Source organism: Acinetobacter sp. WU_MDCI_Abxb74, from assembly GCF_025513915.1.
GTDB lineage: Bacteria > Pseudomonadota > Gammaproteobacteria > Pseudomonadales > Moraxellaceae > Acinetobacter > Acinetobacter calcoaceticus_C.
This window is the reverse complement of sequence record NZ_JAHPRP010000001.1, coordinates 1058296-1071597: the sequence shown is the minus strand read 5'-3', so window position 1 is coordinate 1071597 and position 13302 is coordinate 1058296. Positions and strand designations below refer to the sequence as shown.

The following is a 13302-nucleotide window of genomic DNA, read 5'->3' as shown; positions in this document are numbered from 1 at the left end:
GGGCTTTTTTTTCAATTAAATTTAGCTTTAAAAGTCAAAAGATGTTTGTAGATAGAAAGTACGTGGCAGTCCTACATATTTACCGCCCGTAGAGTCTGTTGAGCGAGTAAAGTATTGCTTATCAAAGACGTTCTTGATTCCGCCAGCAATTTTTAAACCTTTAACTTGTGAACTTAAGTCATAAGAGGTACGTAGAGCAAAAGTGGTATAACCTGGAATGTCTCCGTATTTACCGTCCGCAGTTTCTTCTGTTTGATAGAAATCACTATCAGGAACATCTGGTGAATGCTGCTTAGACTGTGCAAACATATCAGCATTTAAAGACCATTTATCCATGGTATAACCTAACCCAACATTACCGACATGACGCGAGTAAAATGGTAGGTCTTTATCTTTAAACTGACCTGCTTCAGCTACTGCTTTGGTAAAAGTATAGTTGCTATATACTTTTAAGCCTTCTAGTGCATCGGATAATTGACCAAAATCGTAACTAATACCTGTTTCAATACCCTTATGGCTAGTCGCACCTAAATCTGTCCAGATTCCGTTATTGCCAGCATCACGTACCAATGAAAGCTCTTTATCAAAATCTAGATAGAACACGGTAAATTCGGCATTTAAACCGTTACCTAAATATTTGGTTCCAATTTCGTAGTTGTTAGACTTCTCTGGGTGTAAACCTTCAGTTGTAGCAGTTGCAGTCGTTCCTTCAAGACGAGCCAACTGGCTGTACTGTTGTGGACCAAACGATACGCCAGCATTAGCAAATATATTCCAGTTTTCATTTGCTGAGTACACGACAGACAAACTTGGTAAAAACTCATCTGAATCAATTTTTGGATAAACTGCGTTCGCTAGACCATTTTTATCATATCCAGTGAAACTATTATGGGTTTCAATTGATTCAAAGCGGACGCCGGGTGTGATCGTCCAACGACCGAGTTCTATACGGTTATCAACATATACCGCATGCGCTTTAGTACCACCCTCACTACTGCTACGTGGAGCAAAATCTGGAACTGCTGCACCTGAACCATAAGATGCGGTACGTCCGGCAAACTCAGAACTTTCTTCTTTTAAGTAGCGATAGCCAACTGTTACTTCATTTTGAGTATTACCAAGTTGATAAATACGTGAGTAACGCGGTTCAATTGCATAGACCTTGTAATCACGCGGAGCAGAATCAAGACGTTTTTGGCCATTCGCTAATACGGTCTCAAGATTACTTGTACGGAAAGAGTCAATGTAATAACTCAGAACTTCAAAATTATTTTTTTCATCTTTATGGCTATAACGTAAAGAGACATCTGTACGTCGACCTGCAAAATAGTTTTTTTCACCAGAAGACTGATAAGGGTTTTCAGCATACTGAGCCTGAGTTAAACCCTCTGGCATTTCGCCTCGACCTTCATAATGATGAAGATTTAAAGCAACTGAATCTTTATCATTAAATTGATAAGCTGACTTTAACATTACATCGTCAATATCAATCTTGTTGTTAGCTTCTCGATATCCATTTCCTTTAGTCCCTGAATATAAGAGAGCAAGGCCTAAACCGTTGTCTAGAGTTCCCCCAACAAAGAGATTAGGGCTAAGTTTTACTTGGTCCGTACCAGATGCATATTCTGAAGTTAAGCTAACAGTTCCACTAAAATCTTGTGGAATTGATCGAGTGGCAAAGTTAATAATTCCGCCTACGTTTTGAGGCCCAAAACGAACTGACCCAGCACCACGTACTACGTCAACTGATTCAATATTACCTATTGAAACGGGTGCTAAAGATAATTGTGGTTGTCCATAAGGAGCAAACGAAAGAGGAATACCATCGACAAGAACTGTTGAGCGTGGTGAAAGACGTGATGCTAAACCACGCACACCAATATTCAATGAAACGTCACTACCACCAGTTCCACTACTATCTTGTGCTTGAACTCCAGGAATTTGCTTTAGGGCTTCTCGAATTGAAGTCGCAGCCGTTTCATCTAAACGTTTGCGGTCAACAATAGTTCGAGCACCAGGGTGTTTGTGAACTGTTTCAGCATTTGCTTCTTCTAACCAGTTACCTTGCGCCTTAATAGTGATGGTTGGTAATGCGCTGGTAGCTGTATCTTCGGCATGTGCTGGAATTGCTAGATAAGTACAAGCAAGTCCGATCGCATAGCTAAGAGTAGAAACTTTGAACTTAAAATTTGGTTGTGAAAGAGCAGATGAGCGTTCCATGTTGATGTATCGAAGTCCTAAACGATAATTATAATCATTATAGCGAAAAAGTAACAAAATTTTATGAAAAGGTTTAATTTTTTCCTTGGAATTTTAAACAATTTCTAAAAAATGAGATTTGATATTAATTTAAAAAGTATGCTTATAATTTTTTATATAAAGAAAAAATTTTAGCAAGATTCAGGTGAACTGTATTTATGTAAAGCTTGCAGAGAGCTCATTGATATGCATACAACCCTCATTCTTAAAGACATTAGAAGTATAAAAGGGTTGGGGTACTTAAAATTAGGTTTTTCTAATAGTTGTAGGAAAAAATCAGCAATAAGTTGAGTTTGAAAGCTATTTGTGTGAAATTGAAAATAATTTAATAAATATTTTTAATAAAAATCAAAAGATTATTAATTTTTTTTGAACAATTGTTATAGTATTTTTATATTAAATTATTGTTTTAATAATCAATAATCATTATTATTCGCGCTAATATTTACATGAAGACACAAAATACATATGGAATTTATTAAGTCTCGCAAGAAGATTGCTAAATCAGCAATAGCCTCTTCATTATCAATTGTAGCTACAACTGCAATGGCTGCGCCAGAAAATTCTGTACCACTTCCATTAATTCATGTTCAAGCAGATGCAGAAGTTGCACAGAGCCTTAAAGTTGATAAATCGGCTAATTCTAAGTTCGTAGCACCTTTATTAAATACACCAAAATCAGTTTCGGTAATTTCTAAACAACTTATTGAAGATACGAAAGTAAATACATTAAGTGATGCACTTCGTACTGTACCAGGCATTACCTTAGGTGCTGGTGAAGGCGGTAACCCGAATGGTGATCGACCGTTTATTCGTGGTTATAACTCAGAAAGTTCAATGTATGTTGATGGTATTCGTAATGCATCATCACAAAACCGTGAAATGTTTGCGATTGAGCAAGTTGAAGTGACTAAAGGTTCTGCTTCTTCTATGGGCGGTGCAGGTTCTGTTGGTGGTAGCATCAATATGATTTCTAAAGTTGCTAAAAAAGGTGACTCTTTAGAAGGCTCTGTGCAAGCAGGTACCGATAACTACCAACGTATCACCTTAGATGGTAATAAAGACTTTGGTAATGGTACTGCTGCTCGCGTTGTCTTAATGGGACACAAAAATGAGAAAGCTGGGCAGAGTGATGGCGCTGAATACAAACGCGTAGGTATCGCGCCTAGTATTACATTTGGATTAGATACACCAACACGTGCGACCTTAAGTTACTACTATCTAAGATCAGATGACACTCCAGATTCAGGTGTTCCATATAATTATGATGCCTCTAAAAAAGCCACTGTTGGCAAGCCAGTAGATGTTAAACAAGGTATTTACTATGGTTTAAAAGGTCGTGATTTCCAAAAACAAGAAAATCACATTGGTACTTTTAAAGTAGAGCATGATTTAAATGAAAATCTTACTCTTGCTAACACCTTACTCTATAGCAAATCAAAAAATGATTACCTTTGGACTCAACCAGATGATTCAAAAGGTAATGTAGCAAACGGCAAAGTTTGGCGTCGTATCAACTCTCGAATTACAGACACTGATGTTTTCACTGACCAATTATCTTTAAGAGGTAAGTTTAATACTGGAGCTATCAAGCATAGTTTCAATATTGGCGCAGAATATAGTGATCAAGAGTCAGATAAAGGTAGCTACTCAACAACATATCCAGGTTATGCAGGCTCTACAACAGGCGGTTTTAATAGTGACTGTGCTATTAATGATGCATGGTGTACTTCATTAACTAATCCTAATTCTAAAGATGTGTGGTTAGGTGGCCGTATCGCCAATAAAGCAACAACGACAACGACTACAAAAAATACTTCTGTTTATCTATTGGATAATATTGAGTTTAATCCTCAATGGTTACTTGATTTAGGGGTTCGTTGGGATAAGTTTGATACTGAACAGGTTACAAATGCCACTGGAGCAAAAATTGAAAGTAATAAAGATTTTGTTACTTACAATACAGGCATAACTTTTAAACCTACTGAAAACGGTAGTATCTATGCAAGTTATGCAACTTCTGCCAACCCTGTAGGTGTTGATGGTGGGGACGGTTCTGAGTCAATTGGCCAAGCTTATATGGACCTTAAACCAGAAGAAAGCCAAACAATTGAACTTGGTACAAAGTGGAACGTTTTAAACGAAAAACTTAATTTGACTGCTGCCATTTTCCGTACAGAAAAACAAAATACTCGTATTCAAATTGATTCAAGCACTTATACCAATGGTGGTGATAGTAAAGTTGACGGTATTGAACTTTCAGCAAATGGTAATATCACTGATAAATGGGCTGTTAGTGCAGGGTATACGTACTTGGACAGTGAAAATACTGATCCAGGGCCAAGTTGTAGCCGTGCTGGTGTATGTACTCCTGAAAATGCAGCTAAAGGCAAGCAACTTCCAAACGTACCTAAAAACTCAGCATCATTGTGGACTACATATAAAGTCTTACCACAATTTACTTTAGGTGCTGGGGCTTTCTATGCTGACAAAGTATATGGTGATGCAGCTAATACAAAATGGGCTCCATCATATGTTCGCTATGACGCGATGGCTCGTTATGACGTTAACAAGAATGTTAACTTGCAACTTAACTTAAATAACTTATCTGATAAGCATTACTTTACTAAAGCGTATGCTTCACACTATGCAACTGAAGCAGAAGGACGTAGTGCAGTAGTATCAGTTAACTTCAAATACTAATAAGTTTAAAAAATTATTAGTCTTAAGAAGTAACCTAAAATAGCCTCAATTTGAGGCTATTTTATTAATTAGAGCTATTTTTAGAGGTATCGCCGTGATTCACCATATTCCTAATGTACTTAGTAAAGAACAAGTCCAGTTTTTCCGTCAAGAAATGGACAAAGTAGAATGGGTGAATGGAAAAGTCACTGCTGGTACACTTTCGGCTACGGTAAAACATAATCAGCAATTGCCTGAAGATCATCCTCTAACTCATCAATTGAGTAATATCATCCTTGATGCTTTAGGAAAACATCCATTATTCCTATCTGCTGCAATTCCACTAAATATCATACCGCCTTTATTTAATCGCTATGAAAATCATGAGTCGTTCGGTTTTCATGTAGATAATTCAATACGGCTAATACGTGGTAGTAATCAGCGTTTAAGAACAGATTTGTCTTGTACTATTTTTTTAAGCGAGCCTGAGGAATATGAAGGTGGCGAGTTAGTTGTTGAAGATACATATGGTTATCATGAAATTAAATTGCCTGCTGGTGACATGATTTTGTATCCATCTACTAGTCTACATGAAGTGACAGCTATTACTTCAGGCTGTCGTATAGCATCTTTTTTCTGGGTACAAAGTATGATTCGTGATGATGCAGAGCGACATATGTTATTTAATCTAGATCAAACTATTCAAAACTTACGTATGCAACTAGGTGATGATCACAAAGAAGTTTTGAACTTAACAAACACTTATCACAACTTAATCCGTAAGTGGGCTGATGTTTAAACAAGCAAGAAGAGTAGCTAAGTAGCGTAAATTATTTAATATGCTACTTATAGACATTTACTTCAATATTTAATGCTTTTTCATCAATTTTTTTCAACAAACATTCTAATAGTTCTTCTACTTTGTCATCATATTCGAAAGGATGAGATTTGCCAGTTTTTGTATTAATAAGATTTAAACTAATTTTATTAGAAGCTGGTCTATAAATTCCTCTATTACTTTTACCCAAAACAACTCTTTTAATTAATTTTCTATGTTCAAGTTCCGCTAAAGTACGATATGTAGTAGCTAGACTTATTTTTAGGTTTTTCTTTTGGGATAACAGATATATTTCTTCTGCGGTTATTCCTTTATCGTTCTCATGTAAAAAACGAAAAATAGCAACTCGCGAAGGCGTAGCTGATAAACCATTTTCAATTAACTCTTGATGATAATCCATTTAGTTCCTCTGCTAATGGCTTATTTGCATTTAAATTGATTACTAAGGCTTTTTTAGTAGTGGGTAAAAAAATCTATTTGAAAACCAATGATATTAATCTTTATTGTAAACCATTTGGTATAAAAAGTATTATGAGAAAAAGTAAAAATGCTGAATTCAAATGATAAAAGTTAGAAGCCGATTCTTTTTCGAAGAAAGCCATACCTAACATTAAATCTGAAACAGTATTTTTAGGGTTTTGGTACCAGAGGGATAATGGAGCGGGAGCCAGATTGATCGCTAATGCTTCATTGGTATTTTTTTGATCAACTAATGAGGGCAGTAAATTGATGAGTACTGATAAGCCAGCAGTGTAGGTTTGCAGATTAAATTGTTTTAAACATTTAATTAGTTCATCACGCCGAGCACTATAGGTTCTCTTTGTTCGTCTTGAATGTCTTAAAAAATGACCTGAATGCATAAACTCTTGAATTGAAAGTTGTAAATATAGTGATGGAGCTTATATTCCTCATATTCATGTGAAATCACCTTTTATATGCCTATGTGGTTGAGGATAATATTGAGTGTAAAGTGAATAGGGAGAAGCCAAAAATTTATCAGGCAGGTCAGAGCTGGTTTAGCTTGGGCTGAGTCAGTAACTAAAGTCTCGATAACCGGAGTGCCTGATGACGTATATCAGCTTGTCTATTCTGTATTTGATGAAAAAGAACTTGTAGATTTAACTATCGTTATTAGTCTTAGAAATCCGCCTCAAGCTGCAAAGTAATAGTTAGGTGAATATTAAACTAAATAAAAAGTCCTCTAGTGAGGGCTTCTAACTTATCTAAAAGAAGGTTGGCTTAAGATTTTGTAGACCTTTTCTTTGTATACATCATTGGAAATGGCACCTTTATCTCGCTGTTGTTTTAGTGATCTAAATTGCTGGCCACGAATTTCTCTTTGAATATTCACATTATCATGATTTCTAATGTAGTAAAGACTACGCTCATGATCACTCATATTGACTGTTTCTTCAGTAGAGTAGGACGGCTTAGCTTCATTTTCTTGATACTGTTTTGCAATTTCAAAAAAATCTACATTTTGATTATTGGTGGCAGAATTAGAAAAATCTTTCGGTTGCCCATTAAACTGATGGTTTTGAGAACTCACGTTCACTTCAAGAATGCTTTTATGCTTATTAAATTGAGGGTAATTATATTCTTGTTTCATTTGAAACGTATTTGTGTCAGAAAATACTGCGGGAGAAAAAAGACTAATATTTAAAAATAAAAAAGTTAATAACAATCTATTCATTTCTTTTGAAGTCCAATTGAAATTGAGTAAATCACTGTATTGTAACATTAAAGTTGGATTTTTAAAGGTTTAATTTTCAGAGTATTTGATCATTTGGTCAATAATATGATGAATGGACTGATTTGTGTGGAGTTCTATTGAGAGTTCCGCTCAAAAAAACTTTATATAAGATGAGATCTAATATTTTTAATTTTAGGATATTAGCTATTATCTAATTTTAATATCTGTCCCGTAACAGATTCTGCTTTTCATAATACTTCTTTTAAATTAATTGTTAAGTATTACTAAATAGTTTTGGTGTGACAACTACGATTCAATTTGTTAAATTGTGTGGTTTTTATAACAGTGGGCGAAATTTATGAAGACGTTTTTAGTTATATCTTTATTGGGTTTTGGGCTGATTGGCTGTGCTTCATCTACATATAATTCTCAAGAAAATTATTTAAATAAACCTCCAATTGTTCCAGAAAATAAAGCTTTTAATAGTTTTAAAACACCTGATCATGGAGTTTTTACAGATCAAGATATCTATAATATGCCAGAAAATTCAAACATGAATATCCGTTATGAAGCCCCTTTTTAAAGAAAAATAAATCATTAATCGAAGCAAAGGTAGATAAGGACGACTTACTACCTTTGCTGACTAGAGATAATCAATGATTAATGCCTCCTTCGGGTGGTTTTTTAAATTTTAAACTGTTAAATTTTAATTATTGAAAAAAGGTATTTTAAATGAAAAACTTCAGTATTATTGCTTCTTTATTTTTATTAGTTGGGTGTACGACTGGTCACAAACAGGTCATTCCTGTTCAAGTGACTGATAATAAAATTACTTCAGAGGCTGAGACATATAAAAAGCAATACCAAAAGAAAATTTATAAAATATGGGATATTCCAAAGTCTTCTACTGGCATGAGTGCAAGCGTTAAAGTATTTTTAACTGACAGTGGTGAAATTGAGCAAATCATCTTTTTAGATAAAGAAGAACAGAAATTTAAAACAAGTATTGAAAAAGCGATCTGGCGTGCAAGCCCCTTTGCTTTGCCTTCAAATCCTGAAGTAAGAAAACAAGCAAGAAAATTCAATATGAAATTTCAGGCGAAATAAATAAGTTCTTCTTAAGCATGAGGGGGGTGAATTTAGAATTGTTTAAGTATATAAATTTGTTCTCTAGCTTTATGAATACCGAAACTAGTTAGTTTAATCGCTATTAATATTTCCTTTAAAAGAAAAAGTAATCCCATTTTAGAGGGGTAAATGTATCTTAAAGTGTCAGTTACACAAATGATGATTGTTTGGTATTGAATGTATCCGTGAATTATTTAAGCATGGAGTGACACAAGTTAAGTAAAGGATGAATCTCATGATAGATGAAGAAAAACCCTTAAATTTTGACGATGATGAAGAGCCTCTTGAATTTGCTGATGAAGAATTTATCGATGATAAAAAAGAGGATGAATTATATAACAGTATTACAAAAGATGGCTCAAGTGTAGATCCCGCAGATGATGGCGAGCGGCACATTCGTCCTGAAGATGGGGATCCCATAGAAGTTGAAGAATAATTCAAAGCCCAATTCAATATTGGGCATTTTTAATAGGTTTGACTTTTATCTGAATAGTAGATATGCCCGAGGTTAATTAATCATTATCATTAATGACTCGAAAAATTAAGAACTACGCAATGAGTGTAGAGATGTATATTACGTTTTGAGTTATAGATAAAAACTAAGATCATAGGGCATTAAATGCAAAAAATATTGGATTATCTCCGCAAATTTTTTACTGCCAAGTCTCAGCAAGATGCAGCAACGGGTCACCTCATTGCTACGGCAACTGATAATAGCGATGAATTGATAGGCGTCGCCGTTGATGAGATGTCTCTTAGTTTAGGAGGAATAGATCTGATCTGTAATTTTGAAGGGTTAAAACTCAGAGCTTATGATGATGGTAATGGCGTATGGACTATTGGATATGGCACGACACGATATCCTAATGGTAAGCGTGTAAGTGAAGGAGATAGATGTACGCTTGAACAGGCTAAAGCTTATATGCAGCATGATTTAAAGATATTTGAACGTGCCGTAAATAGTTTTGTAAAAGTGCCTTTAAAACAGAATCAATTTGATGCATTAGTATCTCTAACTTATAACATTGGGGTAGATGCCTTTAAAAACTCGACTTTACTCAAAAAATTAAATTTAGGTGATTACAAAGAAGCTGCAAACCAGTTTGATGTCTGGGTAAATGCAGGCGGTAAGCGTTTGCAAGGACTGGTTAATCGCCGTGCAATCGAAAAGAAATTATTTTTATCATCAAAATAGTTGTCTCAATTTTTTATTAAACTTATCAAAAAGACATGAAAAAGCCTCGGATAGTCTGGGCTTTTTCATATATAAATTATTTGGATTAACTTTTATCGCCTAAAGTAATTCGGAGCCTGTTTAATGCTCCCATGAGTGAAATGCTGGTCGTTAACTCTACAATCTCTCTTTCACTAAAGTATTCGGTTAATTGAATTTTTACAGTTTCAATTTTTTCAGATAGAAAAGTGACGGCTTCTGCAAGTTCAAGAGTGAGAAGCTGCTTCTTTGAAAAGACATTCGAATGTTTATAGCCCGGAATTTTATCAATGACTTCTTGGCTTAGTCCCATATCCCTTAACTCCTGAGCATGAAAAGCGCAGCAGTAAGCACAGCCGTTGATTTGTGACACATATAACTCAGCTAAAGCAATTATTTGAGGATCAATGCCTGAGGTACGAATAGATGCATGTGCTGAGTACAAATGGTTAATCGTTTTTTTAGCAATTTCTTTATATTCCATAATATAGGCCAGTCTTTTTAAGATAAAAAACTATTATTTACTACGAAGTATAGATTGTAAATTAGGCACTATTTTGTTATATAGGTATATTTTTTATACTTAATTAATCAATGAAAGATAATATTTCTGGCTGTTCTGTAGAAGAGGCAATGACAGTATTAGGTGGTCGCTGGAGAATGTTAATTATTTCATTTCTCATCGAAAGACCTATGCGCTTTAATGAGCTAAGACGCGCAATACCTAATATTTCACAAAGAATGTTAACTTTAGAATTACGTTTTCTTGAAGAAGAAGGGTTTATTAACAGAGAAGTTTTTGCGGAAGTTCCTGTTAAGGTTGAGTATTCATTGACGGAAGATGGCAAGAAATTAAACAGTTTAGTTGATGTGCTAAAAGATGTTGGTTCTTGGCTAAAAATAAGATAATGCGGTTTATTTTATAGTTTTATTTAGGTTTTAGGTCAGGCCGAGATCATATGTCATTATTTTAACAGGATCATTTATACAAATTTTAGGCGTAAAAAAGCCTGATGCTACGAATCAGGCTTCAGTATTCATCAACAATAGGAGTTAATGAACAAGACCAATCTAACAGACCTGCGCTATAAAGGCAAACTAATGGTCGACCGGACAGTTCATATGAGCATAATTTTTCTCAAATTATAGGCATTAAAAAAGCCCTTGCTCGAAAGCGAAGGGCTTAGTCGTTCATTGATCTAGCAATGAACTATATAAGGCTCATCTCATACTAAGTTCAGTATATCTGAAATTAAAGCTACAAAGAAGAAAACTTTCTAACTATCTTCTTCATTCTATTTAAACTCAATTTATTCGTTCTTATTGCAACTTACATCTTTGATAAGTCAATACACAAAATTTGCACTTTGGTTTTTTGAGGGTGTGGTATTTGTGGGTGGGCTCAGATTAGATTGGCTTAGCAAGTAAAACCATAGCTCTCTGTAAATTATTCAAGATAAATTTCTGTACGAATCTATTGAAGAATGAGGGGGCTAGAGGTAGGCAAGGAAGTAGAGATGAATTTAATTAGATTAGAAGAACTTTCAATGGTGAGTAATGCTGTTTTGACACCCCAATTAAACAATTGGCCGTCTGTACTATCTACAAACGTGGGCGATGCTTCCTGTAAAAAGCATAAAGACAATTTTTTGGAACCGTCTGATAAAAAATTTTATAAAGAATGGCTGAAACAACAAAAGAAAATACTTAAAAGTATTCCGAGTAATGCTGTTTTACTCAGCATGAAAGATCCTATTTAGCTTAGACATTAGTTACGTTTTAAAATTTGCATTACAAGGATGAGCATTTAGCTAAATAACTTTACGTAGGTATGCTTGTTAGTCATAACTTGTTCTAGAGATACTGAAAATATAAATGAAAGCAAATGACATAAGGTGAAATAGGCAAATACAAAATAATAAAAAAGCATTTCCGTAGAGGTAAATTTTTATGGCTAATCTTCAGCAGAAAACACTTTTTGATATCTTGACTCAACATCAGGCTTATCTATATCGGGCATCTTCAAGATCAGTCAATGAACTTCTCAATTTATTTAATTCTGAAACGGTTAACATGCTTACTAAGTTAGGCAATTTGTTAGATGAGCTAAATGAAAAGGAAAAAGCCGCATTGGCTGGTGGAGTTTATTCAACCGCTAATTTAAGAAAGACACGTGCACTTATTTCTCAATGGTTTAATTTGATTAATGAAGCTGTTACTGACACTTTTACAATATCTGCTGTGGCATTGGCTTTCTATGAAGCTAGATATATGTCAAAAATTTTTGGGGGAAAACATAAAGAATTAAAAGGTGAGCAGCTCTATAAAGCTGCTAAACGTGTTCCTTTAGCAGGTGGAGCATTAGTTGATGAGTTACTCTCTAAAATTGCTGAGGTTGCTCGTCAAAGAGTTGAATATGCGATTCGGGATGGTCTTAACAATGCTGCTACAACCCCGCAAATTGTTCAGCGTATTCATGGAACCAAACGCCTTAAATATGAAGATGGGCTACTAAATAGTACCAAAGCTGATATTGAGCGAACTGTGCGTACGATTCGAAGCCATATATCTAATCAAGCATATTTAAACAGCTATAAACAATTAAAGTTTGAATATGTCAGATTTGTAAGTGTTCTTGACGGTAGAACATCGAAAACATGCGCTGCACTTGATGGTACGGTATGGCAGCTTGATGATCCGACAAAAAAAGTTCCTCCTTTGCATCCGCATTGCCGCAGTATTTTAGTTCCAACTCACGAGGATGGTCAGCTTATTGGAAGTCGAGTTTTCATTATGGATGAAAGAAAATTTAAGGATATTCCTAAAGATGAGCGTGAACAATTAACTGGTCAGCTAGATGCAAATACTTCTTTTAAAGAGTTTTTTAAGCTGACAGATAATTTCTTTCAAAAAGAATGGTTAGGGCCTAAAAGGTATCAACTATATAAAGAAGGACAATTCGACTTTGATAAGTTCTTTGATCCAGAAGGGCGGTTATATACGCTTGAGGAGCTTAAAGAACTTGATGAGCGAGCTTTTAAAGTGTTGGGATTGTGAGTTAGAGCACAAACATTTGGAAATAAGATTTTTATTTTTAATAAATTCTAGTTTTAACTAAACATACACACTTAAACAATTAGTTGAGAAAAGTTTCAGTAATTTCATCACATAGCATGTTAAGTTTTTCTCAATCATAAAAATTTAAAAGGGATGAAAAAATGAAATTTTCCTACCAAGATCTTGCTGGAAATAATGTTGAAGTAGAGTGTGAAAGTTATATTCATATACCCTCAGGAACAGCAATGAAATCTACAGAAGTTGGTAATTATCACCCTACTGAAAACTTCAATTTCTTTAAGAAAACTGAAGCTGATTCTGTACCCATCTATCGATTTGCTATTGACCGCAATTCTAATGTTTTTAATAGTGATGAACTTCCAGCATTAGCTCAAATTGGTAAAAACTGGAAAAATTTAGATTAAATTTATT

15 protein-coding genes are annotated in these 13302 nt (G+C 34.6%); 10 read left to right on the top strand and 5 right to left on the bottom strand.

What is annotated here, in order from left to right; all coding sequences use genetic code 11:
* Nucleotides 1-27: 27 nt before the first annotated feature.
* Complete coding sequence (locus KTH84_RS05180; RefSeq protein WP_133972888.1) at nt 28-2220, bottom strand: TonB-dependent receptor family protein; 2193 nt, start codon at nt 2218-2220, stop codon at nt 28-30.
* Between the two features lie 507 nt (nt 2221-2727).
* Between KTH84_RS05180 and KTH84_RS05175 the strand changes: the two genes are divergently transcribed.
* Complete coding sequence (locus KTH84_RS05175) at nt 2728-4962, top strand: TonB-dependent receptor (RefSeq protein WP_262472310.1); 2235 nt, start codon at nt 2728-2730, stop codon at nt 4960-4962.
* A gap of 94 nt (nt 4963-5056) precedes the next feature.
* A complete protein-coding gene (locus KTH84_RS05170) occupies nt 5057-5740 on the top strand; it encodes a Fe2+-dependent dioxygenase (protein WP_262472308.1) in 684 nt (227 codons plus the stop codon).
* A gap of 43 nt (nt 5741-5783) precedes the next feature.
* Here KTH84_RS05170 and KTH84_RS05165 read toward each other — a convergent pair whose 3' ends face one another.
* The 3 genes from KTH84_RS05165 to KTH84_RS05155 all read right to left on the bottom strand — a co-directional run bounded on the left by KTH84_RS05165 (nt 5784) and on the right by KTH84_RS05155 (nt 7520).
* The gene (locus KTH84_RS05165) at nt 5784-6179 is read right to left on the bottom strand and encodes a Fur family transcriptional regulator (RefSeq protein WP_133972893.1); all 396 of its coding nucleotides are present in this window, start codon (nt 6177-6179) and stop codon (nt 5784-5786) included.
* 100 nt (nt 6180-6279) lie between these two features.
* On the bottom strand, nt 6280-6639 hold the full coding sequence (locus tag KTH84_RS05160) for a hypothetical protein (protein WP_262472307.1): 360 nt from the start codon (nt 6637-6639) through the stop codon (nt 6280-6282).
* 359 nt (nt 6640-6998) lie between these two features.
* On the bottom strand, nt 6999-7520 hold the full coding sequence (locus tag KTH84_RS05155; protein WP_262472306.1) for a hypothetical protein: 522 nt from the start codon (nt 7518-7520) through the stop codon (nt 6999-7001).
* Between the two features lie 310 nt (nt 7521-7830).
* On the opposite strand from KTH84_RS05155, the gene KTH84_RS05150 reads away from it, so the two are divergent.
* From KTH84_RS05150 to KTH84_RS05135, 4 genes are all read left to right on the top strand, one after another.
* A complete protein-coding gene (locus tag KTH84_RS05150) occupies nt 7831-8055 on the top strand; it encodes a hypothetical protein (RefSeq protein WP_262472305.1) in 225 nt (74 codons plus the stop codon).
* Between the two features lie 149 nt (nt 8056-8204).
* On the top strand, nt 8205-8579 hold the full coding sequence (locus KTH84_RS05145) for a TonB C-terminal domain-containing protein (RefSeq protein WP_133972899.1): 375 nt from the start codon (nt 8205-8207) through the stop codon (nt 8577-8579).
* Between the two features lie 256 nt (nt 8580-8835).
* Nucleotides 8836-9036: a hypothetical protein gene (locus KTH84_RS05140; RefSeq protein WP_042896955.1), complete on the top strand. Its 201-nt coding sequence runs from the start codon at nt 8836-8838 to the stop codon at nt 9034-9036.
* Between the two features lie 183 nt (nt 9037-9219).
* Nucleotides 9220-9795 (top strand): lysozyme, encoded by a 576-nt coding sequence (locus KTH84_RS05135; RefSeq protein ID WP_262472304.1) that lies wholly within the window; start codon nt 9220-9222, stop codon nt 9793-9795.
* An 85-nt stretch (nt 9796-9880) separates the two neighbouring features.
* On the opposite strand, the gene KTH84_RS05130 is transcribed toward KTH84_RS05135, so the two are convergent.
* Nucleotides 9881-10297 (bottom strand): carboxymuconolactone decarboxylase family protein, encoded by a 417-nt coding sequence (locus KTH84_RS05130; protein ID WP_262472303.1) that lies wholly within the window; start codon nt 10295-10297, stop codon nt 9881-9883.
* Nucleotides 10298-10407: 110 nt separating this feature from the next.
* Between KTH84_RS05130 and KTH84_RS05125 the strand changes: the two genes are divergently transcribed.
* From KTH84_RS05125 to KTH84_RS05110, 4 genes are all read left to right on the top strand, one after another.
* Nucleotides 10408-10722, top strand: a complete 315-nt coding sequence (locus KTH84_RS05125; protein WP_262472302.1) for a winged helix-turn-helix transcriptional regulator — start codon at nt 10408-10410, stop codon at nt 10720-10722.
* A 608-nt stretch (nt 10723-11330) separates the two neighbouring features.
* The gene (locus KTH84_RS05120; protein ID WP_262472301.1) at nt 11331-11573 is read left to right on the top strand and encodes a hypothetical protein; all 243 of its coding nucleotides are present in this window, start codon (nt 11331-11333) and stop codon (nt 11571-11573) included.
* A gap of 190 nt (nt 11574-11763) precedes the next feature.
* Complete coding sequence (locus KTH84_RS05115; protein WP_262472300.1) at nt 11764-12870, top strand: minor capsid protein; 1107 nt, start codon at nt 11764-11766, stop codon at nt 12868-12870.
* 161 nt (nt 12871-13031) lie between these two features.
* A complete protein-coding gene (locus KTH84_RS05110) occupies nt 13032-13295 on the top strand; it encodes a hypothetical protein (protein ID WP_042896951.1) in 264 nt (87 codons plus the stop codon).
* Nucleotides 13296-13302 lie beyond the last annotated feature (7 nt).